The organism is Aeromonas sp. QDB54 (genome assembly GCF_027707385.1).
In the GTDB taxonomy this organism is placed as follows: domain Bacteria; phylum Pseudomonadota; class Gammaproteobacteria; order Enterobacterales; family Aeromonadaceae; genus Aeromonas; species Aeromonas hydrophila.
This window is the reverse complement of record NZ_JAPCIT010000036.1, coordinates 1-26,727: the sequence shown is the minus strand read 5'-3', so window position 1 is coordinate 26,727 and position 26,727 is coordinate 1. Positions and strand designations below refer to the sequence as shown.

General features: G+C 51.2%; 27 protein-coding genes and 1 pseudogene. 10 read left to right on the top strand and 18 right to left on the bottom strand.

Features of this window, described 5'->3' with window-relative positions:
* Positions 1-45 precede the first annotated feature (45 nt).
* The 5 genes from PG881_RS22355 to PG881_RS22335 are packed head-to-tail and all read right to left on the bottom strand — an operon-like array spanning position 46 to position 3,271.
* Positions 46-615 (bottom strand): hypothetical protein, encoded by a 570-nt coding sequence (locus PG881_RS22355; RefSeq protein ID WP_270802952.1) that lies wholly within the window; start codon positions 613-615, stop codon positions 46-48.
* 10 nt (positions 616-625) lie between these two features.
* Positions 626-1,537, bottom strand: a complete 912-nt coding sequence (gene rdgC, locus PG881_RS22350; RefSeq protein WP_270802950.1) for a recombination-associated protein RdgC — start codon at positions 1,535-1,537, stop codon at positions 626-628.
* Positions 1,538-1,588: 51 nt separating this feature from the next.
* Positions 1,589-2,119 (bottom strand): hypothetical protein, encoded by a 531-nt coding sequence (locus tag PG881_RS22345; RefSeq protein WP_130627537.1) that lies wholly within the window; start codon positions 2,117-2,119, stop codon positions 1,589-1,591.
* A gap of 2 nt (positions 2,120-2,121) precedes the next feature.
* Complete coding sequence (locus PG881_RS22340) at positions 2,122-2,667, bottom strand: hypothetical protein (RefSeq protein ID WP_130627536.1); 546 nt, start codon at positions 2,665-2,667, stop codon at positions 2,122-2,124.
* A 1-nt stretch (position 2,668) separates the two neighbouring features.
* The gene (locus PG881_RS22335; protein ID WP_232098437.1) at positions 2,669-3,271 is read right to left on the bottom strand and encodes a hypothetical protein; all 603 of its coding nucleotides are present in this window, start codon (positions 3,269-3,271) and stop codon (positions 2,669-2,671) included.
* Positions 3,272-3,815: 544 nt separating this feature from the next.
* On the opposite strand from PG881_RS22335, the pseudogene PG881_RS22330 reads away from it, so the two are divergent.
* From PG881_RS22330 to PG881_RS22315, 4 genes and pseudogenes are all read left to right on the top strand, one after another.
* Positions 3,816-4,307 (top strand): annotated as a pseudogene (locus tag PG881_RS22330) (phosphoadenosine phosphosulfate reductase domain-containing protein); the annotation flags it as partial.
* Positions 4,308-4,421: 114 nt separating this feature from the next.
* Positions 4,422-4,646: a hypothetical protein gene (locus PG881_RS22325; RefSeq protein WP_270802955.1), complete on the top strand. Its 225-nt coding sequence runs from the start codon at positions 4,422-4,424 to the stop codon at positions 4,644-4,646.
* 7 nt (positions 4,647-4,653) lie between these two features.
* The gene (locus PG881_RS22320; RefSeq protein WP_130627535.1) at positions 4,654-5,094 is read left to right on the top strand and encodes a hypothetical protein; all 441 of its coding nucleotides are present in this window, start codon (positions 4,654-4,656) and stop codon (positions 5,092-5,094) included.
* A 1,177-nt stretch (positions 5,095-6,271) separates the two neighbouring features.
* Positions 6,272-7,792, top strand: a complete 1,521-nt coding sequence (locus PG881_RS22315; RefSeq protein WP_232048278.1) for a hypothetical protein — start codon at positions 6,272-6,274, stop codon at positions 7,790-7,792.
* 934 nt (positions 7,793-8,726) lie between these two features.
* Here the strand turns inward: PG881_RS22315 and PG881_RS22310 are convergent.
* Genes PG881_RS22310 through mobI form a run of 3 tightly spaced genes read right to left on the bottom strand, consistent with a single transcriptional unit; the run spans position 8,727 to position 10,492 of the window.
* On the bottom strand, positions 8,727-9,770 hold the full coding sequence (locus tag PG881_RS22310) for a plasmid replication protein (RefSeq protein ID WP_130627534.1): 1,044 nt from the start codon (positions 9,768-9,770) through the stop codon (positions 8,727-8,729).
* Positions 9,771-9,786: 16 nt separating this feature from the next.
* Positions 9,787-10,089 carry a hypothetical protein gene (locus tag PG881_RS22305; RefSeq protein WP_130627576.1) on the bottom strand — a complete coding sequence of 101 codons (303 nt, stop codon included), beginning with the start codon at positions 10,087-10,089 and terminating at the stop codon, positions 9,787-9,789.
* 4 nt (positions 10,090-10,093) lie between these two features.
* Positions 10,094-10,492, bottom strand: coding sequence for a conjugative transfer protein MobI(A/C) (gene mobI / locus PG881_RS22300; RefSeq protein ID WP_232048277.1), 399 nt, complete (start codon positions 10,490-10,492; stop codon positions 10,094-10,096).
* 629 nt (positions 10,493-11,121) lie between these two features.
* Between mobI and PG881_RS22295 the strand changes: the two genes are divergently transcribed.
* The 3 genes from PG881_RS22295 to PG881_RS22285 are packed head-to-tail and all read left to right on the top strand — an operon-like array spanning position 11,122 to position 12,890.
* Positions 11,122-12,111 (top strand): ParM/StbA family protein, encoded by a 990-nt coding sequence (locus PG881_RS22295; RefSeq protein WP_130627574.1) that lies wholly within the window; start codon positions 11,122-11,124, stop codon positions 12,109-12,111.
* A 30-nt stretch (positions 12,112-12,141) separates the two neighbouring features.
* Positions 12,142-12,429 carry a hypothetical protein gene (locus PG881_RS22290; RefSeq protein ID WP_130627573.1) on the top strand — a complete coding sequence of 96 codons (288 nt, stop codon included), beginning with the start codon at positions 12,142-12,144 and terminating at the stop codon, positions 12,427-12,429.
* Entirely contained in the window at positions 12,426-12,890 is a 465-nt protein-coding gene (locus PG881_RS22285) for a DNA-binding protein (RefSeq protein ID WP_130627572.1), read from the top strand. Before PG881_RS22290 ends, PG881_RS22285 begins: the two co-directional genes overlap by 4 nt.
* Positions 12,891-12,944: 54 nt before the next feature.
* Here the strand turns inward: PG881_RS22285 and PG881_RS22280 are convergent, their stop codons facing one another.
* Genes PG881_RS22280 through PG881_RS22265 form a run of 4 tightly spaced genes read right to left on the bottom strand, consistent with a single transcriptional unit; the run spans position 12,945 to position 14,934 of the window.
* A complete protein-coding gene (locus PG881_RS22280) occupies positions 12,945-13,511 on the bottom strand; it encodes a FlhC family transcriptional regulator (RefSeq protein ID WP_130627571.1) in 567 nt (188 codons plus the stop codon).
* On the bottom strand, positions 13,508-14,110 hold the full coding sequence (locus PG881_RS22275) for a transcriptional regulator (RefSeq protein WP_270802941.1): 603 nt from the start codon (positions 14,108-14,110) through the stop codon (positions 13,508-13,510). The genes PG881_RS22280 and PG881_RS22275 overlap by 4 nt, the downstream gene beginning before the upstream one ends.
* A 3-nt stretch (positions 14,111-14,113) precedes the next feature.
* Positions 14,114-14,656 carry a transglycosylase SLT domain-containing protein gene (locus PG881_RS22270; RefSeq protein WP_130627570.1) on the bottom strand — a complete coding sequence of 181 codons (543 nt, stop codon included), beginning with the start codon at positions 14,654-14,656 and terminating at the stop codon, positions 14,114-14,116.
* Positions 14,656-14,934 carry a helix-turn-helix domain-containing protein gene (locus PG881_RS22265; RefSeq protein ID WP_270802938.1) on the bottom strand — a complete coding sequence of 93 codons (279 nt, stop codon included), beginning with the start codon at positions 14,932-14,934 and terminating at the stop codon, positions 14,656-14,658. Before PG881_RS22265 ends, PG881_RS22270 begins: the two co-directional genes overlap by 1 nt.
* A gap of 744 nt (positions 14,935-15,678) precedes the next feature.
* Between PG881_RS22265 and PG881_RS22260 the strand changes: the two genes are divergently transcribed.
* A complete protein-coding gene (locus tag PG881_RS22260) occupies positions 15,679-16,059 on the top strand; it encodes a hypothetical protein (RefSeq protein WP_130627569.1) in 381 nt (126 codons plus the stop codon).
* A gap of 34 nt (positions 16,060-16,093) precedes the next feature.
* Here PG881_RS22260 and PG881_RS22255 read toward each other — a convergent pair whose 3' ends face one another.
* The 6 genes from PG881_RS22255 to PG881_RS22230 all read right to left on the bottom strand — a co-directional run bounded on the left by PG881_RS22255 (position 16,094) and on the right by PG881_RS22230 (position 25,050).
* On the bottom strand, positions 16,094-19,639 hold the full coding sequence (locus PG881_RS22255) for a conjugal transfer protein TraG N-terminal domain-containing protein (RefSeq protein ID WP_270802935.1): 3,546 nt from the start codon (positions 19,637-19,639) through the stop codon (positions 16,094-16,096).
* Positions 19,640-19,651: 12 nt separating this feature from the next.
* Complete coding sequence (locus PG881_RS22250; protein ID WP_130627565.1) at positions 19,652-21,094, bottom strand: conjugal transfer protein TraH; 1,443 nt, start codon at positions 21,092-21,094, stop codon at positions 19,652-19,654.
* Positions 21,095-22,111: a conjugal transfer protein TraF gene (gene traF, locus PG881_RS22245; RefSeq protein WP_442866405.1), complete on the bottom strand. Its 1,017-nt coding sequence runs from the start codon at positions 22,109-22,111 to the stop codon at positions 21,095-21,097.
* 127 nt (positions 22,112-22,238) lie between these two features.
* Positions 22,239-23,744, bottom strand: coding sequence for a UvrD-helicase domain-containing protein (locus PG881_RS22240; RefSeq protein ID WP_270802931.1), 1,506 nt, complete (start codon positions 23,742-23,744; stop codon positions 22,239-22,241).
* Positions 23,741-24,034 (bottom strand): hypothetical protein, encoded by a 294-nt coding sequence (locus tag PG881_RS22235; RefSeq protein ID WP_270802929.1) that lies wholly within the window; start codon positions 24,032-24,034, stop codon positions 23,741-23,743. Before PG881_RS22235 ends, PG881_RS22240 begins: the two co-directional genes overlap by 4 nt.
* Positions 24,034-25,050 carry a DNA-binding protein gene (locus PG881_RS22230; RefSeq protein WP_270802927.1) on the bottom strand — a complete coding sequence of 339 codons (1,017 nt, stop codon included), beginning with the start codon at positions 25,048-25,050 and terminating at the stop codon, positions 24,034-24,036. The genes PG881_RS22235 and PG881_RS22230 overlap by 1 nt, the downstream gene beginning before the upstream one ends.
* 419 nt (positions 25,051-25,469) lie before the next feature.
* On the opposite strand from PG881_RS22230, the gene PG881_RS22225 reads away from it, so the two are divergent.
* Positions 25,470-26,147, top strand: a complete 678-nt coding sequence (locus tag PG881_RS22225) for a DUF6710 family protein (protein WP_270802925.1) — start codon at positions 25,470-25,472, stop codon at positions 26,145-26,147.
* Positions 26,117-26,727 (top strand): nuclease-related domain-containing protein (locus PG881_RS22220; protein WP_270802923.1); only part of this gene is annotated, 611 nt, incomplete at its 3' end. The genes PG881_RS22225 and PG881_RS22220, both read left to right, overlap by 31 nt.

Below are 26,727 nucleotides of genomic sequence, written 5' to 3'. Positions count from 1 at the left end.
TTAAAATCGTACTTGGCGCCGCTCAACTGATCGATACTTGATCAACTAGCGCAAAGAATGATCATGCGTCGGCCCTGCTATCTTCCACCCCTGTCTAGCCAAACGGGCTGACAGGTAATCAAGCTTGAACGGCGTTTTCACTACAATGGGTCTGCCAAATGGACCAGCTTCCTCAATGTCGGCCAGCAGGCTTAACGCTTTCTCCTTCCTCTTGCTGAAATGTGTTCTGTCAGTGTTATTCATGACGATTAAGTGCGGATGGAAGTTGCCACGGTAGTCGATCCACCACTGCAACTCCCGAACCGGTTTTGACATGAAAACTCTCGCTCCTTTGTGCAGGATCGCGTGAAATGCGTAGCAGCAGAAGCCTGTAAAAATGAACCCAAAGATGTTTCCAGCAGTAGCCCCATATAAGTAGGAGGATCCTACAATCCACAGTAAAAATAAGATGGGGACAAGAGGTAATACTGTTGCTGGGCTCATGAGCACAATCAGCCAACTTGGTGATGAAAGAACTATCGTCGCCGGTCTGTTCAGTTGGAACAGAGCGATAACGATTACGGCAATAATCAGCACAAGAGAAATGATGCTGAAAAGGTCGAAAGCGTGATACATCGGTATCTCCCTATTGAGCCTGTTCCTCGCCCCCCAGGGCAGCAAAGAGGGCTGGGATAAACTGTGACAGCTCAGCAGTCACCAGGGCAAAGTCCGCATCAATCCGGGCCGCGGGGTCCTCATTACTCACATCATCGTTCTGCTCGCGCAGCTCCTCGCTGAACTTGAGCCGTTTGATGGAAAGATCGTCCCCCAGTACGAAGCTCAGGGTATCCCCCCAGTTCAAGGCCAGCTTGGTTACCAGTTTGTCGTTGGACAGGTGATGCTTGATCTCATCCGTCATCAGGTCCTGTTTCTTGCAGCGGATAATTCCTCCTTCCTCCATGGCGCTCCGCAGTTCAGCTTCGTCTTCCAGGGTGAAGCTGGCGGGGAGATTACCCTCGTTCAGCCACTCGGTCATAGTGATCTCGGGCGGGTTCTTGAGAGCCACCGGCACCACAGGCAGGGAGCCGATGGATTTACGCAGCAGTGCCAGCAGATCGTCTGCCCTTTTGGCTGAGCTGCTATCGACCACCAGCAGGTTCTCTGCGGGGTTCAGCCAAGCCAGAGTCTGGTTTGTGCGGCTGAATGCACGAGGTAGCAGGGTGTGCAGCAGTTCCTCTTTCAGAGCTGCCTTTTCCTTCTTCTTGAGGGCTCGGCCCTGCTCATGCTCAACTTCTTCGATCTTCTCGGCCAGCAGCTCGTTAACGATGGCTGTCGGCAGGAGCTTTTCTTCCTTGCGAGCGCAGATGAGGATGTGGCCTTGTGCTGAGTGGGTCAGCATCGAACCGAATTTGCCAAGGGGTTTAACCCAGCCGAACTTGGAAATGTCCTGGCTACCGCAGGGGGTGAAAGCACAGGTTTTAAGCTGGATCTCCAACTGCTCCGCAGTGAGCTCGAATGGACGGGTGAAACGATAGACGCTCAAGTTCTTGAACCACATATGCCTCTCCATGGGAAAAGGGCCAATCGGCCCGAGTAAACAACCAAACACTCAACGTGATGTTGAGTGGAAATCACCACCACAGGTACAGGATGGTGTCACCTGGCCGGAGCGTATCGACTGATAGCGCCGCCATAGCTTGACCACTTGCCTTTCGCTGAGCAGTTTTGTCTTGATGTAACGGACTCGCTCCCCGGTTGAGGTTTCAGTCACAGTCCTGACGTAGCCGTAGTTGGCGACGGGGACGTTGTACTGATGCAACAGGATGATCCGGTAAACCGAGAGCTGGATGATGTCCGATTCGTAGACGCGAGTCATCGGACGAGATTTGGTATCAAGCGGGATGAGCACCCCCCGCTTTGTCTTGTACACCTGGTCAACCCTGCCGTGCATCGGCACCGGCAGGGAAGTCGCGATGTCCTGCTCCGATAGGAACAGAGTCGCGGTACGCAGCTCATGAGGCATGTTCTCTGTTTCCCACCAGCCCCAGGCCTCACCGATGCCGCGGCGGCGCCACAAATCCACCTTAGCGATGACGAAGGGGGCAATGATCAGGGCTCCTATCCAGAGAACAAGCTTCATCACTACCTCCGGCCGCCGAGCTTTTTGGTCTTGAACCACTCGGGGTGATTAACTCTATCCACATCCCGGATTTGGGCTGCGGTCATGAGAACTTCGGTCGTGCTCAGGACTGTTTCAGGGGTGCGCAGGATAATGGGTCTGAGTAGTCCGTCATCACCACGAGTAGGGTAGATATTGAGGATCAAGTGCAGACGCTCTTTTGCACCAGCGACAAGACGCCACTGGCGGTATGTCTGAGTTGCTTTGGCGTAGCCCACCAAGGCGTGAGCCAGCCCTGAGTTCTCGTTGATTTTTAGTGTTCCCCGAGCGAGCTTTATCATTGACGCTGCAATGACAGAAGTCATCACCTCGATTGGCTGGTGGGCAGGGACACGGATCACATCGAACTCATCCTGCCTGATGGTGAACAGCCTGGTGTTGTCGCTCCGATAGTCTCGCACGTAGATGACATGGCTTTCGAAAGGGTTGGAATGATTGAAAGCGTCCATCCCCCAACCGGCAGCTGCCAAGTGTGCATCCGATACTTCTTTGTCGTAGTTCAGTTCCACTCTACTTCTCTCCGCTTTGTAGCGATGGAATTTTCACATGTGAAATTTTTCCATCGGTCATCATGTCCAGTACCGCCCTCGATAACCGCATTCCTTGGTGTTGTTGGACGGACTCACCCTGGTAGAAGAAGCCCGGTTCGCTTAGAGGGTGAAAGATTCCATGGGGAACCTCATCATGGTCCCCGAACCACATCCGGAGCCGAAGGTCCACCACCCAACCCCCATTGAGTGCTATCCAGTAGTGAGGGGTCACGATGTCTTTGGTCTGCTCGTTCCTCGCCATGCCGCTCATGCAGTCGTGGGGGATCCCGGCCGCTTTCAGTAGGTGGCTCACGGCCCAAGTCATGCCATCGCACTCCAACTGACAATCGTCTAGGGCCATCAACACCGCTTCGAGCTCCCGGTTCCATTCTGTCAATTCGGTCTCAGCCACCAGCTCTTGTTTGCTCTCGGTCACGAAGACATCCTCTTTGTCATTGCCACCCCCTTCTATCGCATCCAGGCGAAGGGAGAGGGCTTCTTTCCAATCGTCGCTAGAGCCGTAGATGCTCCACCCCTCAAGACCGTAATTCACCCAGACGATGAATCGCTTTATGGCTTCCACTGTCGTCACCTTCTCGTTGAACAATGAACCGGCCAACCAATCAAAAACCCATCTAAAAACAACCTATCCGCACCGCCCTAACCGACCCCGGCGTTGCCAAGCACCCCAGGCAACCCTAAAAGCGGCATTTAGATTGCTTTTTGATGGCTCCGTGTAGTGCACCTGGCGTAATGGTCAAAAGCTCCCCATTGATTACAGGAGCATTTTATAATACTGTAATGTAAAAATATAGAACGGTAAAGCAAAAATGGTGAGCTGTTTATGAGAGGTAATGTTCAGGGCGATCTGTTTGACGACCAAGTGGTTATCCCGTCTCTCGAAGGGGCCTTGACCGGCCTCCCAGTCAAGAGGGGTTGTCACGTTGAAACATCGTATTACTCGGCCCCGGAAGTAGATCTGGCTTTGTACGATCACGTCATAGTCTGTCTATCTGGCGGCAAGGATTCGATAGCTGCTTACTTGAGGTTGCTCGATATGGGGGGTAGACCGCTCGAAGGTGGAGTTCTGGCATCATGATGTCGATGGCCGGGAGGGGAGCTCTTTGATGGATTGGGGGTTTATGCGCGACTACTGCCACCAGCTGGCAGAGGTATTCCAGGTACCGCTGTACTTTTCGTGGCTTGAGGGCGGTTTTGAGGGGGAGCTGCTAAAGGATAATGCCTACAGTCTCCCACACCGCGTTGAGACGCCTGAGGGGCTTCTTGTGCTGCCCAGGGACCATCAGCGAGCATCACCGTCCACTAGGCTTCGCTTCCCCCAACAATCCCCCTCACTTCAAACCAGGTGGTGTTCAAGTGCTCTGAAAATCGATGTTGGCCGTCGGGCCTTGAACAATCAGGATCGATTCAGGGGTAAGAAGATCCTGTTCGTGACGGGTGAGCGGCGAGAGGAAAGCGCCAACAGGGCTAAGTACAACCAGCTGGAGGCCCATGCTTGTGACAGGAGGAACGGCAGGACTGCACGGAGGGTTGATGCTTGGAGGCCGGTACTGCATTGGCCTGAGGAACTGGTATGGGAGGTGCTGGAGAAACATCGCGTGAGCGCACCAGTACCCTACCGGCTTGGGTGGAGTCGATCGTCTTGTATGATGTGCATATACAACTCCCCGCGGGTGTGGGCGACGATCAGACGCTATTGGCCTGAACGGGTGATGGCGATTGCGCGTTATGAACAAAGCTTTGGCGTGACGGTCTCAAGGAAGCGGATTGATGTGCTTGACTTGAGCGCTGGTGTTTCACCGATACGGATTTCGGATGTTGATGCGCTGAATCAGGTGTCGATGGAACAATACGTGTTGCCGGTGCTGGTGCCAACGGGACAGAAATGGGAAATGCCACCTGGTGCGTTTGGACGTGAGGCCTGTAGTTCGGACTGATATTGAGGTGAGGAATTTGGACGTCATCCTGATGGTGGTTATCGGTGTAGTGACATCGGTAGCGCTGGTGCGCTTCTCGGCAAGAAGGAGTATGGGGGTTGAGCTCACTTGGGGTCAGTCGCTGAAAATTGTCCTGTGGCGCGGTACTGTGGCGCTGGCGCTGGGCTTTGGCTTGGGCAAGATAGTTGGATGGGGTATCCAGTCTGGTGTGCTGAGCGTGTCAGCTGTTAAGGGGAACACTCTCTTGCTAGTGGGGGTTTTGGTGGTTTGCGGGCTGGCCTCGTTTGCTGTGTATCAGTGGATCGTTCACAGGATCACAGGGAGATCCATCACCCTGAAAGCACTGGCTAAAGGGTTTGTTCATGAGCTCGGCCATCTGGTTGCGATGCTGGCCTTCCTGTTCGCGCTGTTCCTCGTTGTCGGCCTGCTTTATGAGTTGGTTGGGTAGCTCCTTATGCACAGAGACGTTTGGCACAGAATAAATAAAAGATCTTTAGATCTGGTTAAGGGATCGATCAAGGTTAAAGAAAGGATAGAGCCACTCCGTTCTGACGCAACATTGTGAGATCCTTGACGTTTATGAAAATCTATCGTGCAACAAACCTACCTGGATCCGTGCAGCGAACCTACCGGAATCCGTGCAGTAAACCTACCGTCTCCTCCAAACTCGTCACCGGTTTTGCACAGCAGGTCGTTGATCTATCCACATTTTTCCACCGCGATCCGCTCTATCGTGCAACGAACCTACCGTGCAGACGCTTATCGTGCGGCGAACCTACCGCATCGGTGCAACAAACCTACCGTGCATTTCGCTCGAAAAATGAACCGTGCAACGAACCTACCGCCTATCGTGCACTAAACCTACCGAGCTGACATATGGTTATCCACAGCCTGCTGCATTCATGGACATCATTTTTTGTCTTTTTTTTGTTCGGTTCTGCATTGTTCTGATGAGTCAACCTTTGACAGGTTTCGTCAACTGGATGTTTTCGTGCAACAAACCTACTGTCGGCCTTCAATCGTGCAGTAAACCTACCGTTCTTCGCCTGCACTGCATATCTCCTATCGTGCAGCAAACCTACCGTCTCTAACCCGCATCTTTTTTGTCCTGGAAACCACATTCCTCGGTCTTAATTCAGTTGTTGCGGAGCCGCATGAGGCTTTAATGCAAGCAAGGCCCTCCTTCCGTGCAGCAAACCTACCGTGATCCTGGTTGCTATCGTGCAGCAAACCTACTGGCCTTCGTTATCGTGCAGCAAACCTACTGCCTGGTTTATCGTGCAATGAACCTACCGTGCAAACACCTCCTCATGTGTGTTTTTTGTTCCGGTTGAACGTAAAGCATACCGTGACGTGTTTTGATGGTTTCTGTATGAATCCGTTTGGAGTGATTTGGCAGTCGATTCGAGCTGTTATCGTGCAACGAACCTATCGCCTATCGTGCAGCAAACCTACCGTCCCATCTCTCAGCGGCTTCAAGGCGCATTGCAGCAACCTGTTTCAGAAAGCCAAAAATTAACATAAAAGCCACTGTTGTAGGCAACAGTGCCAACGTTAAGCCATTGCAGGTAAATATCCAGCGGCGCTATTGTACTAATTCTTTTTTTGCACAAGGGGTGTGCTCGATGTTTATCTCGCCCATGGATCTCGCAACTTATTACGGTGTCGACGACATTCCTGCTGCCATATCGATAGACGATAACCTCCATAGTTTGCTCGTAGCCATATTCAGGAATGAGCCTCTGACTTCGCCCCGCTACGACATTCTAGCCAGCTACGGTCTCAACGCCTTGGGGGGCTTTATCAACGGCGATATGACTCTCCCTGAGTTCAGACGCCAATCTGCGGTAGAACAGGAGCAGCGCGGTTCTAAATCTCTTTACTATAAGGGCCGAAAGATTGTGCATCGCTACCAACCTTCAATCACGAAGCCCTTGGCTGCTCAGCCAGACGACAAAGCTAATATAGAGAAGACCAGTCAAAATCCCACTTGGGATTACCTGCAAAAATTCCGGATCAAAAATGGGCTGGCCAATGGCAAGAATTATTTGTCCCTCCCCCCGCATGAACTGGCCAGACAATTCTGGGTGGATGATATTACCAGTGCGATCACGGGCGGTGCTAGGTTGCACAGCCTCCTTGTCGCTGCCGGACAAGGCGCGACGATTTCAGCAGCTAACAGACAATTTCTCTTGAACAGGGGGTTGAATGCCTTGCTGTGCTTCTTGACCGGCGAACTCTCCCAAGAGCAGTTCGACCAAAAAGGGAAAGCGGAACAGGAGCAACGAAACGAGCTTGCGCAACAGAAACAACGCGAGATCACCGCTCAGAAGGCCGCAGATGAAGAACGTTATAAAGCCGAACAGAAAGCCCTATGTGTGCGACTTGAGGCTGAGCGGATTCAGCGTGAGAGTGACCCCAAGTACATCGCACGGATGAAGAACCAAGCACTCAGGGTGAAGAACCAAGCACTCAGGGTGAAGTATGGTGTCACTGGATATGTCGAATCACATCACCTCAAACAGCTCATGGCAATCCTTCTCAAACTGGATGCAGGTACGCGGCTACTGGAGACTGAAACCATCTGGCTCAAGAGCAATGGCCGTGAGTACCAGACAAAAGAGATTCTCCATAGCTATAACCGACTCGAAGCTGATCACTGGCTAGCAGAGTACCGCAACAGCAAGAACCCATGGAGTGCAGTCAATGCCAGCGGACACTTGCGTAAATGCGCAGCATCGAATGAGGCGATTGCGCTGCTGAGTGCCATACCAGCCAAGAGGCAGGGTCAACCAAAGCTGAAATCAGCCATTCTCACCACGCATGGTGGTGCGTGTCGTGACCATGGCGAACATACTGCCGCATTGAACATGGGTGTCGAAGCTCACCGCCTTCAACCCAACAACTTTCGCCCCTGCACACTACTTGGTGCAGTCTGTATCGAGCTTGGCAATATTAGTGAGGGACATGAGTGGTATTGCAAGGCGGAAGCCAGAGGCGCTGGTCGTGACAGTATTATGTCGGATGTCAGGTCGCTTCTTACCCGGATGACAGCCGATAAACGTGAAGCGGTTATCGCGGAACTGTTGCGCATTCATCCCGAACAGTATCGATGGCTAACTAAGTGGCGTCAGGCCAAGGCGTAACGGACATTTCGGGTTCGAGGTTAAGCTGGTGGTGATCATGGCTACCGCTTGATAGCGGAGGGGCGGGCGGTGCAGTGAAGTTTCAGCGGATCCACCAGCTGGCAATGGCCTCGTAAGGGTTACTCGATACCGGTCGATGTGGCACTCACCCCTCTGTACTGGCGGGCCCTTATCATGGCCGGGGGCCTGCGGCACCCCGGCGCTCGATGGGCAGCAGCCGGTGGCGGCGCCCCAGGAGTTCGTCCACCAGCAGGGGGATCCCGGCCGGGGGCCTGCGGCACCCCGGTTCCCGAGCGAGCGAGGGACCTGATCTTGCTCAACTTAGTGGCATAGCAACCCAAGGTACCGTCGTACTGCTTGGGCTATTGCCGGTGCACATACTGATCTGCTTTGTTCGCTGCCTTCCTGTCAGTCGGTCTTGAAATCCTATCAGGGGGCAAGCGGTCCCGGAAACCAGATCGTCGGTTTAGGGTATACGGGATCTCCTGTGCTGCTCCACCAGCCTACCTGGCATCTGTGCCGATGCGGCTTACTGGGCGCCGGTACTTCGTGGCCTCCTGATTGATGATGTGCAGCCCCTTACCTGGTCAGCGCCAAGCGCCGATCCGTCAATGGTAATGGGGCCCGGTCTTGTTGCTGGTGGATTGCACCTACGCTTTGCTCATAGCCAATATGCGGCCTCAGGAGCGCCGTGATGATGCCGGGGCCTTGGTCAGATGAACACGTCTGAGTTCGCCTCAGGCGGGCCTGAGCGCCCGTGTTGACGTTTGATGACCATGAGTGTGTGGTAGGGGTGATGAGTCTGAACGGTGGATCAATCAAACCGTGCAGCAAACCTACCTATCGTAGGGGGGTTGGCAGGGGGGGTGTCTGGTGCGGGAGCACAAGGCCAGCACTGCTGGCTCTGTCTGTAATGTGCAGTGTCATGCTCGGGTTATTTACCCTTTGTGTTTTTCATATCCTTATTATCCAATGCCTTTTGCTCAACCTGCTGTCTGCGTTTGTTAGAGGCCATCATCTGCTTTACGAATTTCTCATGCGGCAGAATTACATATCTTACATCAAGCGTCTTGCGGCCGTCTTTAATATGATTGGCCTCATATTCGCTAATTACTTGTTCCCCAGCTAAAACATCAAGAGCGTTTTTCATTGCTCGGATGTTTTCCGGCATCCTCGGACTTAATTCCCTCGGGCTTTGGCTCAAAAAGCTTTTTAGCGACGGAGTATAAGGTGTACTCAAGGATGCTTGAGTCCAGTAATGACTCATGCGCTTATATATAAATCTCGCAAGCGGCGAGCGTATATTCATACCAATTTTGTAGTTGTACTGCCGATACGTCAGGCTAACAATTGATTCGTGCACCAACGGGTGAAATTGCACATAACAGCGAGCGTCCTGTTTTTTATTTTTCAGGTCGTTGAGAGTGGTAAGTCCAACCATCGGGAAAAAACTTGAGCTGAAAATTGTTCCACCATCATTGCTTATGCACTCAAGTGTTGCGCCGCGACAAACAAGGATCGCTTCTTTGATTTCATAGAAGCTGTAAGTGTGACCTAGTTTTGCGAGTTCTTGTCGAAGTTGGTGCAGTGAGAACATTACCGAGGCTTTACCCTCAATAACAAGGCCTGCCCCCTTCACTGCAAGTTTGCGCAAAGCATCCTCAACAATCTCTTCTCGTTGCCCCGCATAAATCAGAACCGAACGACCGTCATCTTTTTCAATAATCGCTGGTTTTACTTTGACGGTAAATTGTTGACCCCTCAGGGTGCATTGTCTCGTTACGACAGCGTTAGATAAGTCCTCTTGTTCCCTCTTGGTGTCCCAAACGTACTTAGGTAACGCATCGTAAAGCTCAATTGTGTTTGAGTATTCGCTCTCTTTGCCTGGAGACTCAATTATCTCAAAAAGACTCATCTGCGGAGAGTTTTTCTCAATTAGCAGCTTCTCGACAGCTTTGTCTTTCGATTTTCTGGTCATATCTCGTCAGTGCCGTTTAGTTGGTTGTCCATGCAGCAAGTAACGTCAGCAATCCCATTGCTACCGTGGCCGAAAATACCACGCGATAGATCCGGTGCTTTGCCTGCGCGGCATGATTCATGAATCGTAGTGCCGCAGATTCATATCGTAAATGCGCCATCTCACCCCTCAGGGTGTTTTCGTTGTGAGTCGCCAAGCTTTTACCCAGCTTCACAGGACGTACAGTTCTAACCGCAACTGATCCCTTGCTGACGGATTTTATCAGTGAAGCGCATTTACCCAGTTTCGCCAGTTCAGTTGCCGATACAGATGCGGTCATTGTGTCATACCCCGTCGCTATGTGTCTTGTTAAGTAATCTCTCGTATTCGCATAACGCTCGACGGACTTTCGAAAGAGCTGCGGCCCGTGTCCTGAACATCACATAGCGGGACTCTACTTGCTCGATGAGATCTCGGGCCCACTGTGGCTCGTTTTTGAAGTTTGTCATGCTGTACTTGAGGTTTTTACCCTTCTTGATGTATGTCGAAAAAACGAGCTTCTTCTCATTCGGAGCTGCGCTGACGAATCTGTTTCGATACCACTCTGCGCTTAGTGAACCCTTTCCGATGATTCGTATACGGGTGCCGATTCGCCCTTGCTCATCTTCACCCGCATCCTCCCGCGCTAGGTTGTGTGAGGCCCAGTACATATCGGCTTCCTGCTGTGCCTCGACGGCGAGCACAGCGAGAGCTCGTTCAATTTGACTTCGTACCTCTGTTACAAATCGTTCCCTCTCTACCGATAGAACATCCGCTGTGATCTCAGAACGCTCATCGACTAGAGATGGTTCTAGTAGTTCCAACCATCTAGTTGTAGGTAAACTCGCCAAACAAACCTCCCAATCCCCGGCCAATTCCTTTCCAGATAACTATCTATCTGGAAAACTGCTCGTAATTTTCCAATACAAGCTAACCCTTTGCAACAGGCTAACGCAGATGTGGAATTTGTCAAAGCGTCATCTATCTATCTGGAAAACTGAACACATTTTTCCACTTTTGGATGATGGCTCTGAAATTTTTTGTGTTTTTTTCCAGATAGATAGAAGGCTGGTTCCAGATTTTCATTTTTTGTCGAACCATCAGTGCGTGTTGAAGCCAGGCTATGCCTTGGAAATTGGACTGCTGGGTGCTACCTGGTGCAGATGCTCAGGAGTAAGAGGGGGGGGGTGGGAAAAAAAATCACTGAAAAGCGACCAAAAAGCCCATTTTGGGCAGTTTCAGAGGCATGGATTGGTCTTGGTGGACTGTATCCTCCTTGCTATCCATCGGTACAGCACCGAAATGCCACCTAAACAAAGAAGCGGAGAGTGTTATGAATCAACCTGAATTTATCTTGGGCTTAGATATTGGTTACTCGAACTTGAAGATGGCTATGGGGTTCCGGGGAGAAAAGGTCACCACTACTGTCCTGCCAGTTGGTGCAGGTCCTCTGGCGCTGATGCCTCAGCAGTTGACCGGGGGTGAAGGGAACTGCATTCAGGTTGTAATTGATGACGAAAAATGGGTGGCAGGGGTTGAGCCCGATCGTCTTCAAGGCTGGAACCGGGACCTACACGCTGATTACCCCGCGACCAAGCCATATAAAGCGCTGTTCTATGCGGCCCTGTTGCTGTCGGAGCAAAAGGAAATCGATGTGCTTGTTACGGGTTTGCCGGTGAACCAGTTCATGAATCCTGAGCTTCGGGAGGCGTTGAAAAAGCGCTTAGAGGGGGAGCACCAGATCACCCCGAAGCGATCAGTGACAGTGAAGTCGGTTGTTGTAGTGCCACAACCTGCCGGGGCTTATATGGACATTGTGAGCTCGACCAAGGATGAGGGGTTACTGGAGGTCCTCCAGGAGGGGAAGACCGTTGTCATCGATCCTGGCTTCTTCTCTGTTGATTGGGTGGCCTTGGAAGAGGGGGAAGTTCGTTATCACTCTTCTGGAACTAGCTTGAAAGCAATGTCAGTCCTACTGGAAGCGATAAATCTGTTGATTCAAGAGGATCATGGAGGCTCTCCAGGAATAGAAAAAATCGAGAAAGCCATCCGTTCCGGAAAGGATGAGATCCTTTTGTTTGGTCAGAAGGTGGGGCTCAAAGAATATTTGGATAGAGAGTCTTTCAATGTCGCTCAGAATGCGCTAGTCCAAATGCGAACCTCAATGCGGGAGGATGGCATGGACGCTGATGTGGTTTTGCTTGCTGGCGGTGGAGCCAAGGCTTACATGGCCGCAGCAAAAGAGCTTTTCCCGAAAAGCCGGATTGTTATGACCGGTGACCCTCTCGTTGCTAATGCCAAGGGATTCTGGTTCTGCGGCTAATATTTTGTTCTGTAACTGATGGAGGTCTCTATGCCAGGAGATAAATGGGATGGAAAAATCTCAAACCTGAACATTTCGGTTCAGGCTTTTCCGGAGCTTCATGCAGAGCTCTCTAAGATGCACCATAAAGCGCGTAGCGATAGGCTACGCTCTCTTGCTCTCTTGGGTCTGTATTCTCTTCAAATTTCTGTCAGAATGACGACTCCCGAGTCGTCTACGTCAGCTTTACCACCTGTACTTCCACCTGTGACGCTTGAGAATGATGGGATTAATTCAAAGAAGCAGTCACTGAAAGATTCATTATTAGGTTCGGTATGAATAAAAATAATATAGAAGATGAAAAAAAAGGCTTGAGCAAGGAAGGGCATAAAAATGAATTTATTAATCTGTCAGCATCGGAGAGACGTGAGCTTGTTATTTCTGAGCTTAAAAGAAAACATCGCGTCCTAATATTAATGAGAGGGATTCCTCTGCATGAGTTTAGGGAGATTATTGAGCGTTTGGAAGCGGTTTATTCAGAGCTGGAATCTGATCAAAAAAATCGAGATGAGCTTGATAAAATACGAAGGGCAGAGGCCGAAAAAATAATAATTGATATGTATGCCCGCGGTGTTGATATTCAGTATTTGAATGAGATTATTTTTGGTAAATCTGAGTCTGACAATGCAAAATATATTAAAGATGGTGTGCCTTGGAGTGGACAGGGCCGTCGCCCAGATGTTTTCAAAGGGCTTGGCGCCGTGGAGCTAGAGCGATATAGAGTGCCAGTGAAGAGCTAAAATAAATAAGCGCCTCAGGCGCTTATTTATTTTATGGCCGACATGCCTGTAGATTTATGCGCACTCCTTCTCAGTTTCGTTATCTAAGCTGTCTTTCAGCGGCGATTGCTCCTTACAGTAGGGGCACTCTACACATGTTCTCTGGTTGAAAGACGTGAAGTAGGTACAATTGCAATGCTTGCACAATTCCATCATTGCATCCCCAGTTCGTAGCTCCTTTGCCAGGCACCACGCATCGCTAATATCGAATGCTTCCCATCGAGTGCCATTTAGCCCAGGGATTTCCTTGCGGATGGCATGATACATCCGAAATGCCTTGCCCAAGGCCGCCACATTAATGGATCGCACAACACTGGGGCCACCAATATTTGAGTACAACTGCATCAGGAGTGACGCCTGGATTTTAGATGAATGGCTGTGTATCAGAGTGGCCCCACCTCTCACTGCCCGCGATTTGGATTGGTTTACGGTGAAACCCTCTCCTTTCAGTTCTTGCCGTAGCTTGCGGATTTGTTTGTATGTCAGCCCAGTCTCTAATGTGATGACGTAGTTGATGTAACCAGCGAGCACCATATGTCGAGCTGTAATTAACTGCCCTAGGCCTGAACCACCAGTGATCATCGAAATCCTCCTTGACCCAGAGATTGTTGAATTTTTTTCAGCAGGGGATGCGTTATGTCCTCCCGACCTTCTTCAAGAATTTCTTCGATAACGGATGCGGAACAACGCAGACCTATTCGTGTTACCGTGGTCGCAGCCATCTGCCTCAGTTGGCTATCGGTTGCTTTTGCAACAGCACTTGCCAGCTCATACGAAATACCAAAAATCTCTCTTGCGATCTCAAGATCCCGAAATGCCATCCGATTTACCAAGAGCCAATACGCCGCATCGAACTCGTCCAGTGAGCGCCTGATGGCAATGGCCGGGTCGTATCTCTCTCCGAGAATTTTGATGATGCTGCATTCCGAGGTCTTGAGCTTGAATGACAAGCAGACGCCTGACGCTAGTTCCTTGAGTTGCGCAGGTGTGGTCGATGCGAGTTTACCGATCGTCCTCATGCTGAGTGAGAACTGGCTCGCTGCCATATCAGGATGCGACTGCGAGAGCGTACTGAGCAGATTCCAGAGTGTGTAATCAAACTCGTAGACGTTGGGGTCGGCGGTCTCATCTTCCATAGTCAGGGACCGCATATCCAGAGCGCTAATTATGTCAAGATCCATTTGTTACTCCAAGTCCCTGATATTGCGCCAAATAGCCAGTATGCGAGAACCGTAGTTTCTGGCCCTATCCTCGTCGTCCCAGTTGTGGTACCGACCAATGCCTAGTTCGAGATCTCCTGGTGAAGACTCGATCGCCTCTGCCAACACCTCTGCGCCAGTCATTATGTTCTTCTCTTGGTCCAGAAGATCCTCGTAGGAAGACACCCGACTGCCATTCCAGTGCAAATTGACCTGCATGATCCCAACGTCGAATTTTTTTCCGTAAAGGCGGCGAAATTCCAAAAATTTCGCTCGGGTATCCTGTTGGTTTTGTCCATAAAATGGGCCATGAGGTCCCCTTAATGTCCATTGCCACGGCCCCACCTTTCCGTCACCACGGCCAGATGCTGACTCAGCCAGCGCGATCGAGTAAATCAGCAAGGGATCCAGCTTGTACCGTTTGGCCGCTTTGTCGAATGAGGTGCCTGCCAGGTTGATGGCGTGTGTGGATGATGACCATATTGCCGATGCGATCATCAAAATCGCGCAGGCCGTTTTCCGTTGCATCAAACCACCTCTCTAAGTGGGATACCCAGATTGTCATATCGCTCCGGCCACAACTCGAAGGGCAGCATATCCAGCGCAGAGGCGATTTCATGCTCCCATCGGGGGTTGGGGCGGCACAGGGCAGTCGAAACAGCTTGGCGAGAGATATTGTGCTCACGCGCAATATCTGCCAAGGAAAGCCCTCTAATCTTGAGTTGGTACTTGATCCATTCGCGTTTTCTTTCGAGGTCGCGAGGCACCTCTGAGCAGCTATTGCTGCTCGCATTCGATTTATCCATCTGTGCCCCAATGTGCCTACGGCATCTTTTTATAAGCCTAAACTGAGTTTTTTAACTGAGATATTCTGAACTGATCCGATGTCATAAAGTGACAATTTTTCGCCAACATTTATAAGTCCAAATTTTGATACTGTCAACACGGTGAGCTAATTGATATAGATGATTAACCGCTAATTGAAATAGATGATTAACCAGTTGTTGCAATGGTGTTTCTTGGGGGATTGAACTGAAAGTATTGAGGCTCTGACCGAGCAAATTTCTCACTCATTATTGATGTTCCATTGGAACAAAGTGCAATTTCGCGTTTACGGAAACTGCGGAGAGTGTTGCTTCGAAACAGAGGGTCTTTCTTGGGGGGGGTATAATGTTTTACCAAGACAAAGTTGCCTTGGGAGCAAGGTTACTTGCTATTAAGTGTGGCGAAAATTGCTTACTGATGAGGTAAAGGTGGCTGTGCCACCCAAAGTTTGATGAGCTGGAAAAGATGTACGGTATTGAACAGGGGCTCTGCAATTGCTAGAGGGGAACCAAAGCGTTAGCAATGGTCTGTGAAATAGCATATCGGATCCTGTTGACGTGTTCAAGAATGTAATGAGTTGTCAGCATTGGTAAGCGCCCCGTTTATCATGAAAAATTTCACATGTGAAATTTCTGGTAGCCGATTTTGAGGACTTGCCTACATTAGGGTTGCATTTTATGAGGCTGTGGTACAATTGAGTTAGATGGTGGAAAGTGGAGAGCGTGATGAGAAACGCGGTTAACCTTTTACTCTTTGCGTCAGTGCTGCTGGGTATCCCGATGATGGCTGATACGCCGTGGGGGTGGGTGTTTGTGCTAGGCCCGCTTGCTGTCTGGAGTGCCAGCTTCATTTTATTGGTGAATAAAAGCATATGGGCCACGCTCGTGCTACTGGGCGGGATGGCTTATTTCCAATGGCAAGTTGCCCTTGCCATCCTGGTTCTGATTGCGGTTGTTCGTGCCATCAAAAAGGCGAGAAGCGAAGGCGTGAACCTGCAAGGTTCGAAGCCGGATACGATTGATGGGGTATATGGGCCTACTTCTATTGACGCCGCTGAGAGAGCACGTTGGGGGAAAGGAATTGGAATAGGCTTGGGGGATGACTAAAAAGGGGCCCATGGGCCCCTTTTTAGTGTTGTGTCTAGTTGAACCCTCGCTCTGTAATATTGTATCCCCTGATGGGTGTGAGGTAGCTGCCAGCGCGATCCCCGGCACTGGAAGCATTCTGCAAGACGCTTACCATCTGGTCCGTAAACTTCTCGTTCTCCGGTGACAAGACGGGTTTCCCATTTTCAGTCATGGGTGAACCATCAGGATTGCGTTCGGCATAATCCATTTTCAGGTTGTTGACTGCTTGATCCATTTGTCCCTTATCTGTACTGAACGATTGCCCAAATACTGCTGCCTGTGTTTGGTTCAAACCATAATGGCTCTGTGCGATAGATTGCATGGTCTCTTTATACTCATCCCCGTACTGCCTCATAAATTGTTGGGTAGTTTCGACACCGGCTTCTGTCGCCGCAGAGAGGGCAGAGGCATAGAAGGCACCTCGCTGTTCTATATTCATCCCTTTTGCTGCTTCTGATAGGTCTGATTTCCCCGTCATCCACTCTTGAGCAGCATCATAGCCTGTGGCCGCAGCCCCCATAACCCCACGACCAAGTTTCGCGGCTCCAACAAGGGCTTCTCCTTGCCAGCCATACTGCTCTTTCAGTGCGTCATCGCCCCTCTGTGTGGTTGCGATGAACTCATCTCGTTGTTCTGGCGTCATTGTTCGCATCTGGTCTGCCACTTGATTGAATGCAGCCCCGCCAGCTTCACCTCCAGCGATCAGTGATTTCCCTGCGCGGCTTGCCCAATCACCACCGTTATCCATTGCTCCCCAGCCTGACGCAGACAGGGACATCGGGGGGAGAGCATTCAGCATGTTGTCCCGAGCTTTTTGAACCTCTGGAGCTGATAGCCTTTTCTCCGTGTCTTGAGCTTTGTTATCGAGTGAGCCAGAGCGAGCCTGATGGTCTTGCTGAATAATGGGGCTGGTGCTTGGAAGTTGACCAACCTCAGATTCCGGGTTCGTCCCTGCCGTGGCTGCTGTGTTGCCACGGAAATTAGGTCCAATATTCGGACCACCTCCTACTGCGCCTTGCACCTGATCCGGCAGGCCAGAAACGTTCGGGGTGCTGAGGCCACTGTTTGCGTATGCGTCACCGCTATAGCCAGAATCTCGCCCAGTAGCTGTGTTGTAGGCCTGTATCGCAGATTGGAATCCGCCAAGCTCTTGACCGGGTGCGTAGTTCGAGGTGTTGGTCATGGCCGTCATCCTCGCGGCGGACTGAGCTACCTCCGGTGACATGCCATAGGACCGGTAACGCTGCTCTATCGAAGCAGCTTCATCTTTGACTGCTGTAGGTGCAGCGTTACGGAAATATTCATTGAGCTGGCCCATGGCGGCTGGTGACTGAGCGACTGCGCCACCAAGCGTCTTGAAGTCCGTGTTGCTCATCGAGCCCACCTGGGTTTGAAGCTGGCTCATGGTGTTGAAGCTGTTTGAGGCGGATACCACTTCCGAGGCTGACTTCGACAAATTCTGTGAAAGGGTATCACCCCAGGTATGCGAGAAGCTTTCTCCACCCGAGCGACTGAAACCTTGGGCCAGTTGGTTGGTAAGTGCCTGACTGTCTGTTTGAGAGTAGCTGATGCCGTTTGCGAATTGAGCAACGTCACTCGCTGTCCGGTTTGTTGAATCTTGCGCTGCGGATTCGGTACTACCGGTTATGCCGGCTCTTATATCAACAGGACTGTCACCCCCTTTTCCAGTTGCGGCTCCAGCTGCTTTTCCGATAAATGGCATCATCATGCTGACAAATTTGGCTCCATCAATAGAGCCAGAAGCCTGCATCGCTACAGCACCTTTAACCGCATCGGAATGGGACTGGTCCACCCCGAACTTCTCCATGAAGTTCTTCGCTTGCTGGTCAACAAGCGAACTTTGCTCTGTTCCTTGGGATGATATGGTGCGACCGATATTAGAGAGCCGAGAGTAGGTCTGATTTTGGCTTGTTCCATCGGCAAAACCACGCGTAAGGTTGCTCTGGAAGGCCTCTGATGCCTGTTTCTGATTTGCTTGGGCGGAGCTGACCCCGGAGGCCATATTCGAACCCAATGACAAGGTGCTGATCATGCCTTCGGCACCACTGGCAATGGCCCCGCTGAATTGGTTCTGATTGAACGCCGGTTGAGCTTGCATCAATGGACCTTGCTGGAGGACGTCTGGCGCGGTCATCTTCTCGTTAACATGGTCACCACCGCCGATCCTCGATGCCAGACTGGTGAAGGCGTAGGTACTCCCGGAGACAATGAACAGCGAGATAATCGGTGTTGATGCTGCAAGCATTCCACCTGTTGCGATCCAGTTTTGCAGCACATCACCGCTCGATGAAAGAGCGTACATGGAGTTGAGTCCAGTAGCACTCAGGCTCGCCATCTGGTTTGTCGCGGCGGTGTGCACGAACAGATTTATTATGGAGAGCACAGGCATCCACAGCTGGATCCAAAGTATGGTCTGAATATACTTCCCGGCGAGCTGCACCCCGAAACTACCCATGACGACGATAAAGGCAATGATCGGTGTGATGGCGTAGATGAATCCCTCAAAGAAGGTCAGCATTGGACGAACAACGGTCATTAACATCGTCCCCTCTGCCGCCCACTGTGTATTTCTCTGTTGAATCGCCTGATTGATCATCAGGGCTGAGCCAAAGTCCTGTAGGTCCTGGTAACGACCCGAGGCGGCCTCATAGTAGACCGGCTCAAGCACGGCGGCTTTGACGTAATCAAAGGAGGAGGTAGTGGTTGCTCCCAGTGCCTGGAGTGAGTCTGAAATTTTGGTGAAGGAGTTATCCCCGGATGCGGGATCGATACCAAGTAAGTTGTTCAGGGCCTCTACGACAAGAGGGCTATTCAGGTTGGCCGTGGCATTGCTGATGGCTACCCATCCCTCGGTGCAGGTGTAATCTGCTCCATCTGGATTTGAAGTGGATAGATAGAGGCGTGTGCCATAAAGCTGGGAGTTGAACCTCAGTGCTGCGTCAGTCGAACGAGTCATCAGTTCGTCCAGTGACATTAGGTTTAAATCAACTTTGGTCAGGGTGCACTCGCGAATGTAGTTGTTCCAAGAGCGGCGAACATCGACATAGCCGCCGCCGTTGGAAGCGTTGAGCGCAGTAAAAACCCCTGAATCGTAAGCACGTCTTCGAACCTCATTTAAAAGTTTGAGTGTCTCAGCAAAATGGCTTTCTGTTACGTTAGGGACGATTACCCCATATCCGGTCTCAAAAAGATTGGTGATGGTATAGCCGACGTTGGAAATAACCCCTCCAGTGAAGCCTACACCGAGAGGAACGTTCGCCACGACCCGGACGTGTCCTGTATAGGCATCCTCAATCGTTACTGTTGAGGTCGGGTAAAAAAAGCAGGCGTATATAAGCCAGCCAACCAATATCTGCTGGATATTGATCTCCTTCGCGCCTTGAAAGACTGATTGGATCATGATCATCAAGACACCTAGCAGTAGGCCAATGGAGACCATCTTTTCGAAATCCCCCGTGCCGGTAATCATGGAGACTGCAATCAGAATCTGCTCAAGAAATGCCGAGTCGCCGATAGAGTAGATTGTGAACGTACCCATCTCATTGGCTCCTTAGTTCGTTGTCGGGGGGTTGGACAAGGTAGCCAGCATGTATTTCTGCTTGCGAATGTTGTCCAGAAGGTTGTTGTACTTCGTAATTTGGCTTGATAGGTCGCCATATTGAGAAGCCAGAACGGTGTATTCGCTTCGTATCTGTTGCTGCGACTGATCGAGGAGATCGAGTGCCTCTTTCTTATAAGGGGACTGGCTATTTGCCAAAGAGATCCTAGCCGCCCGGAAAAATTCTTCGGTGAAGCCGTACATCATTGCCAATGCAATGGCGCCTGACGATTCGGTTGCGAAGAGGTTCGCGCCATCTTGCGACAATACAGACAGGTTGCGAACAATCGCCCCCATCCCACCAGGTAGGTTTGTAACGAAGGCCTTCTCCGGATCTGTCAGAGTGCCGGAGTTTGTTGCGTATTTGTAGATAACCCCCGGCGTTGAGCTTGTGCCAAGCAGAATGTCAGTGATCTGGTTGCGCATTCCTTTCAGCGCGATCATCTTCTGGCCGCTACCAGAGGTACCCGCGGTCAAGCAGTCAGTGGTGTCGCTACCACAGGAATAAATTTCAACAGAGCCACCGGAGATCAGGTCTGTCAGCGAAATTTTGTTCCCAGGAAGTGTGGTCAGTGGTGATGTTTTCGCACCAGTTCCAGTCGCATTGGGATCATTGATGAGGTCCCCGATGATTACTGTACCGGTCAGGGACATGATGGACTCAAGTAAGGTGTTATCCCCGTAGGAGAACCATGTGCTGGTGTTGTTACTCTTGAGTTGCTTCCAGACAATATTCCCGATCAGCTTTTTGTACTCAGCAGGCTTGTTGGCTTTGAGCTCCTCCATCGGACTTTTGCCCGTGCTTTGCGTGTTTGAGGCGAAGAAGTCTTCGAACAAGCCTGTGGTAGTCGCTTTGAGAGAGGCATCTGTTTTGTGTTGCATGTCGAAGCTGCTGGTGGCGTCGTTCACAATGCCTTGGGCGAGTTGACACGAGTTGCCCAAGTGTTCATTAAGCGCCTGCACTTTCTTCTGGAAGTTCTCAATCCATTTAGCACCATCTGGAAATACGTTATCCAGGGCCAGCTGAAATGCGTACCCCTTGGCGTTGGCCGCGACTGAACGCAGCAACTGGACGATCTGATCAGCATTGATGAAAGACAGCGAGCCCCCAAAGAGATCCACACCACCACAACCGGCTTTCCAGGAGGGCGGCGCTAAGGCAACAATGTTTTCATCAAAAATTTTCGCCTTGCCAGTGATTCGTCCACCAGCCAGCACACCGCGGCGCTGACTCTCATAGACGCCTGGTGGCGTGGTGTTGCTCATTTGGCCGAAGAGCTTATCCATCTCGCTCTGGAGCCCATGAGCCTCAGCAGTTCCACCCGTCATCATCAAGGTACCAGCAGCGATGCAAAGCGCGAGGGTACTCCTCCTTGTGTGTTGCTTTATGTTCATTTATTGCTCCTGTAATTTGCCCCGGATGTACTGCATCAACTGATCGGGTGGAATGAAGTTGTCTTTGTCACTACTGCTCTGCGAAAGCTCTTGAAGATCGGAACCGAGCTCCTGGGAGGCCAGTCGCTCCGCAATATTGTTCTCCAGGTTAAGCACCGGGCGTGTCTGGTTGAACTCGTCGTCGGATACCCAACCGTTACGCTTAGCGGCAACCAGTATTCGGTGGTTGAGCTCAGGGAGCGACATGGGGCCTTGCCCGATAGGAGCGAACTGCCCATCAGGTGAGGCAAGATAGATAGCTGGGAACGTGATCACGCCAAGTCGCTTGGCATGGCCCTTATCGGTTTTGTAGGCCGGGAACAGCCCACTTGGGAGGGGTCTACCGTCCATTGAGACCGGCACGATAGAGAACCCCTCACCCTGCTCAAGCATCTTGACTAGCGGGGCCTGGAGGTCGCTGTATTCGTCGTCGGACTTGTAGAAGAAAAAGATGCCTACCCGGTTCGCGACGCTTTTGAGAAGCTGGTTCTTTGCATTGCCCGCATCTCGGTCAACTTGCTGTGATGCGAATGTGGCCGCGGGGCGTCGTGAGATTTCGTCCAGGAAGGGATCCCCCACAACAGCCAGCTCAGTGGTATCCGAAAATTGTTCAGATCGGTCAATAGCAAAGCGTTGGAGGTACAAAAAGGTCCGGACGTTTTCAATGGTCGGGTTATCCCATGCCAGATCTTTGTACTTGGGCAGGTTTTCACGGAACCATTTGGCCGAGAACATTTCTGGCCCTGGGATTGCGGCTGGGGCTGGTGGGGGGGCCTGTACAGGTTTGGCGGAGGCCACTGGTTTAGGCTCAGGCTTTTTGGGTTTTTTCTCTGGCTCTGGGGGATCTTCCTTGTACCAAAACCAGCCCTCTTCCTTGCGATCATAAAATCTGGATTGGCTCTCCAATGACCAAGCCGGGAGTGAGGTACCCAGAGTAAGTGCAGTGACAAGCAGGATGCTTAAAGGTGATTGTTTCATAATCTCACGCGCGTATTTTCCCATGCTTTATATGGTAGGGCGGCGAGGTGTGAAACTAGAGAGGTGTTGGCGCCCATTAAGGGCGCATTGAGCGTTTTAAAAAAATTTCACATGTGAAATTTTCTGGCTACTGAGTTGCGCCGTCCTCGGTGGCTTCTGCGGCAAGCTTCATTTGCTTTTCAACCAGCCGTTTATGTGTGATGTAGCGAATGACCATTTCAACAGCACTGTTCAGAGCCAGTACCCGCATTGCACGGGTTGAGGCGACGTAGAGTAGGTTGATCTCATCATCCCGAGTTGTAATGTCGAGCTCAGGGTCCAACACATCAGGGAAGTCGTCGTACAGCTGCACATTGTCCCACTCCAGCCCTTTGCATCGGTGAGCAGTTGAAACGGTAATATCAGCACCGAACTCCTCCTTCACCGTGTTAAGGCGGAGGAGGGTAAGAAGATCGGGAAGACTGTCGTAGGAGCCGATGATTTTGATGGCCCGTGACATCTCAGGGTCTTTGGTGGCTTTAGCCACCTCCTGGTATTCGCCGTAATCTTGGAAATCGTCCAAGAGTTTTTTGTTCCTAACCCTGTCTGGAGCTGCCATGGCGTACCAATAAATGTCCTGGAGCTCGTTGATCTGGTATGCGTCGATCCCTCCAACCCAGTAGACCTTCTTTCCCTTGGCCGTGGCGGCAAGGGCCGTCTCTATCACTCCCATCACAGTGCGATGGATAACGGTCCGGTGACCGACGTCCTGTGGGAGGAACATAACGACTTGATCACTCGCTCCTCTACCGACAACCGGTAGTGTCTCCCCTTTTAACTCCAGTAGAGCATTTGCGACGATGGCTACGTTGCGGCCAAAGCGCCAACTATGTGTCAGGTAGAGCTGGTCTACCCCGGCAAGATCTTTGCTGTCCAAGGCGTTATTGGCTCCTCTAAACCGATAGATCTGCTGGTGGCGGTCACCCACTAAAATGACTTTACAGTGTTGTTGAAGCACGATGCTGCTGGTCACAGGATTAGAATCCTGAGCCTCGTCAAACAGGATGGTAGTGTACCGGCGAGACAAATTTGGCATTCCCAGCTGGTATTGCTTGAGGTAGCAGTCATGCACAGTAGGGAATGGATCTTCTGGGGTGGTCATTTTGCTCCAGACGAACTCGGCCCCCTCGACAACCTGGGAAATATATTGGGTCTGCTTCGTCGTAAGAACCTTGCCGGTATCGGCCCTAGCGAAGTGGGTGTAGAGGATGCGGAAGTCAGCGCTGGACATGAATGCGTTCAGGGTATCTAAAATGTCTTTTGCGATCGTCCAGTTCTTGGTGTCCACTGCCTGAGCGATGTCTGTCAGCCGTAGGTTACCGGTGAGCTTGTGCTGATAGCTGCGGCCAATGGTGGCGTAGGCTAACTGGTGGGACGTTTTACAATCCACATTGGCTGGAAACTTTTCCCGTGCCTCATCACGGATCCCTCGGTTGTAGGCGATGTAGAGGATGCGGGAATTCAGGTTATTGTGAGCATATTTGACGAGAGTCGTTGTTTTCCCTGTTCCGGCATAAGCCCTGACGACAAGGAGGCTGCCCTTGTATTGGGTGATCAAGGCTTGTTCAGGTGTATCTGGAGGCAACGGCTTCATGGCGTTACGCTCAATGCCACGAGTTTGTGGCTGCGGCCACGCATCATTTGTGCCTCCGTAAAGAGATGAACCCGTTTTTCCTCTCTGGGTAGTACAGCCTCGCAGTCCAGATCACTCCACCACTCCGGAGCATGGCCCTCAGCAACCTCACACACCCAGTTATGCGTCCGATAAAGCCAGGACTCATCGCCCGGATAAGCGGCAGCCAGCAAGATGGCCGCTTCGATCTTGATTTGGAGGTCGGCGGCTCTTTCCCGCCATGATTCCGAATAATTTGGCTTTCGCTTCATCAATCACCCTTTTTTTGCTCGCCCTCCTCACGGTGAAGGGGCTTGTTTGCCTCAGCAAGCTCCTGTTCAAGCCTGGAAATTGTTGCTTCAAGCTGCTTGGAATGGTTGTCACGTTCCTGCAACTGGCCTGTCATGACGCCAGATTTTTGATCCAGGGTACGGATTTCCATCTGAGCATCTGAGAGTTTCACCTCCAACTTGCTCCGCTCACTTTCAGAGGCGTTCCCTTGGGCTTTGGCGGCGGCAAGTTCACGCTGGAGATCAGCAAGCTGGGAATGAGATGTTGCTAACTGCTCCTTGAGGCTTGCATTTTGTTCGTGAGCTGCCCGAAGCTTCTCGGCCTGCTCAATATTTTTGCCTTTCTGGGAATCCAACTCACCCTCTGTATCTGCCAATTTTTGGCTCAAGGAGCGCTTTTCACTCTCGGCCTGTTCCAGCTGGTTCTGGTAACGAATGAGGGACTCTGATTTTTCACCCAGCTTGGTCTCCAGTTCTGACACTCGACCTTGGAGTTTTGCGAAGTCAGCCAGAGCGTGTTCCAACTCAGCTGTCTTGAGAGACAGAGCTTTATCGGACTGGGTGAGAGTAGCGTAAGTCTCGGCATACTGGCGGTTGAGGTTCTCAAGCTGTTCTTCGAGCAGGTCTGCTCGTTCGGCGTCGTTATTTGCCATCTCAATGGCTTGCTCAAGCTCATCCTTCAACTCCAGCTCTTTCCTGTTCATGAGCTCTCTTTCGTGCTGGAGGCGCTCGGTGGCCGCGGTCTGAGCAGCCAGGTAGAGCCTTTTCAGGAAGACGTTGCCGTCATCGATGATGGCCTGGGGCAGCTCAACCTCGGGAGGGGATTGCTCCAGGGTGTTTTCCTCTGCCCAGCGTTTGAGGTAGGAGGATATGGTGGTGTAGCTGCCTTTTGAATCGAGGAGCTCACGGACACCTACGATAGTGGGTTTCTTGCCTGCATCTTTCAGCGCTTGCGCTGCCTTCGCGACATCGGCGTATTCAACCAGCTTTCTTGCCATGGTATTTCTCCAAAATAAGGACGTCGATTTTTCCTGAATGATAGCACAACCATAATTACGGTAAATTACCGTAATTATGGTTTATCGTAATTATCATAATTGTACGTTGTTTGAGATTTGCCTGCTATCAGCCGTGCTGGAGCTGTGCGGTACCTCTCATATGCTCACCGGCTGGCTCTGCCCAGAGTGGCGCAGGCTCTCCTGGGTCGGCGGCCATGGTGCCCCGTGCCCAGTTTTGAAGCATCTGACGGTGGCCGTAAATAGGCCACCAGCTGAGGAAGGATGAAGGCCTGTTTGTCGCTCGGCCATGGAGCAGGATAATCCTGAACAACAAGCTCGCGAGGGGCTTTCTTGTTACATTGTCACTTCACCCAAATAGAGGGCTGCGAGCAGTGGCGTTTTGGAAGCGAGCGAAGAATGTGAAATCTGCTGTCGGCAGAGAAAAAAGACACTTTGATCATCTACTCTCGGTGGCCGTGAAATTACCCCATAAGGCGCTGCCTGATCTCATTCGTGCTATCGTGCGGCCATTGCAGAGTGATCTCTTGCTTGCCGTGGCAGAAGAAGGGACTGATGCCCGCCCGGATATGACCCCTTATGAGTTTTTCTTTGGCGATCTCATCAAGTTGCAATCTTCTGAGAGGATGAAAGAGAACGAGCGGAACAGCTCTGATTATCCACTTTCACTAGCAATTGACATGGTGCTGCCGTGGCCTTGGAGCTTACCAAGATATATCGACAATATTTCTGTCACAGGTACACACAAGGGAATGCCGTGGAAGCAGGACTTTTTCAATCACTATGTTGATTTATGGCTGCCCTGGCGAATTGGCTTTGTACACGGTGGCAACCATTCCATTACTGCTGGCATTTTAGCCGGTGAAGGATTTGTGATTCCGGAACATGTTTATGATATGTCTTACCTGTTTGAGCTGGCCCGGACCGATGGCGTTCACTGGTTTGTTAACGGCAACAAGGTTGAAGCTGTGAAGTCTGGGCGGTCAGCTGCTGTTTTTGAGATTGGACGTTTAATGGTTAACGAGAAAATAACTTTGAGGGGTAACTTATGCCTGAAAACTTCATTTCTCAGCTCTTAGGGGGCGTTTTGGCTTCACTGATAAGCCAACCGTTAATCTGGTTGCTTTTTGCGGTAGCGGTCGCTGCGTCTTTTCTAAGAATGTTTTCACGAAACATCAAAGGGCGGTTCGGAGAGTGGGCGTTATCAAAAATACTGCACAACCGATGTGGGCAGGAGTGCGTTGTTTTGGATGATGTCACACTGGTGGTTTCAGAAGGGGATACGACGCAGGTAGACCACATTGTCATTGCTCCAACCGGAATATTTGTCGTCGAGACAAAGTTCTATAAAGGCCGGATTTATGGCAAGGAATCGGATAAGCAGTGGACCCAGAAAATCTTCAAGAGCACCTATAAGTTCCAGAATCCGTTTCGTCAGAACTACAAGCATGTGAAGGCTATCGAGGCTCTTCTTCCTAACGTCGGGTTGGCAAACATTCATTCCTTGGTTGTCATGCTCGGGGAATGTGAGTGGGCAAGCAAAGATCGACCAGCAGCTCTCTTCACTTCCGGGTGGAAAGCAGCGGACTACATTAACGACATGATTGCCAGTGGACAGAAGGTGCTCGATGTCGAAGAGGCCTCTGCGAGGCTCCAGAG

What these genes read in the sequence shown, in the direction of transcription:
- PG881_RS22290 (WP_130627573.1), top strand. Translation starts at nt 12,142, where the DNA reads ATGCCAGGAGATAAATGGGATGGAAAAATCTCAAACCTGAACATTTCG.
- PG881_RS22250 (WP_130627565.1), bottom strand. Translation starts at nt 21,094, where the DNA reads ATGAACATAAAGCAACACACAAGGAGGAGTACCCTCGCGCTTTGCATC.
- PG881_RS22315 (WP_232048278.1), top strand. Translation starts at nt 6,272, where the DNA reads ATGTTTATCTCGCCCATGGATCTCGCAACTTATTACGGTGTCGACGAC.
- PG881_RS22345 (WP_130627537.1), bottom strand. Translation starts at nt 2,119, where the DNA reads ATGAAGCTTGTTCTCTGGATAGGAGCCCTGATCATTGCCCCCTTCGTC.
- PG881_RS22325 (WP_270802955.1), top strand. Translation starts at nt 4,422, where the DNA reads ATGGCGATTGCGCGTTATGAACAAAGCTTTGGCGTGACGGTCTCAAGG.
- PG881_RS22230 (WP_270802927.1), bottom strand. Translation starts at nt 25,050, where the DNA reads ATGGCAAGAAAGCTGGTTGAATACGCCGATGTCGCGAAGGCAGCGCAA.
- PG881_RS22280 (WP_130627571.1), bottom strand. Translation starts at nt 13,511, where the DNA reads ATGATCACTGGTGGTTCAGGCCTAGGGCAGTTAATTACAGCTCGACAT.
- rdgC (WP_270802950.1), bottom strand. Translation starts at nt 1,537, where the DNA reads ATGTGGTTCAAGAACTTGAGCGTCTATCGTTTCACCCGTCCATTCGAG.
- PG881_RS22235 (WP_270802929.1), bottom strand. Translation starts at nt 24,034, where the DNA reads ATGAAGCGAAAGCCAAATTATTCGGAATCATGGCGGGAAAGAGCCGCC.
- PG881_RS22255 (WP_270802935.1), bottom strand. Translation starts at nt 19,639, where the DNA reads ATGGGTACGTTCACAATCTACTCTATCGGCGACTCGGCATTTCTTGAG.
- traF (WP_442866405.1), bottom strand. Translation starts at nt 22,111, where the DNA reads ATGAAACAATCACCTTTAAGCATCCTGCTTGTCACTGCACTTACTCTG.
- PG881_RS22310 (WP_130627534.1), bottom strand. Translation starts at nt 9,770, where the DNA reads ATGACCAGAAAATCGAAAGACAAAGCTGTCGAGAAGCTGCTAATTGAG.
- PG881_RS22295 (WP_130627574.1), top strand. Translation starts at nt 11,122, where the DNA reads ATGAATCAACCTGAATTTATCTTGGGCTTAGATATTGGTTACTCGAAC.
- PG881_RS22240 (WP_270802931.1), bottom strand. Translation starts at nt 23,744, where the DNA reads ATGAAGCCGTTGCCTCCAGATACACCTGAACAAGCCTTGATCACCCAA.
- PG881_RS22265 (WP_270802938.1), bottom strand. Translation starts at nt 14,934, where the DNA reads ATGGATAAATCGAATGCGAGCAGCAATAGCTGCTCAGAGGTGCCTCGC.
- PG881_RS22260 (WP_130627569.1), top strand. Translation starts at nt 15,679, where the DNA reads ATGAGAAACGCGGTTAACCTTTTACTCTTTGCGTCAGTGCTGCTGGGT.
- PG881_RS22270 (WP_130627570.1), bottom strand. Translation starts at nt 14,656, where the DNA reads ATGCAACGGAAAACGGCCTGCGCGATTTTGATGATCGCATCGGCAATA.
- PG881_RS22285 (WP_130627572.1), top strand. Translation starts at nt 12,426, where the DNA reads ATGAATAAAAATAATATAGAAGATGAAAAAAAAGGCTTGAGCAAGGAA.
- PG881_RS22275 (WP_270802941.1), bottom strand. Translation starts at nt 14,110, where the DNA reads ATGGATCTTGACATAATTAGCGCTCTGGATATGCGGTCCCTGACTATG.
- PG881_RS22305 (WP_130627576.1), bottom strand. Translation starts at nt 10,089, where the DNA reads ATGACCGCATCTGTATCGGCAACTGAACTGGCGAAACTGGGTAAATGC.
- PG881_RS22355 (WP_270802952.1), bottom strand. Translation starts at nt 615, where the DNA reads ATGTATCACGCTTTCGACCTTTTCAGCATCATTTCTCTTGTGCTGATT.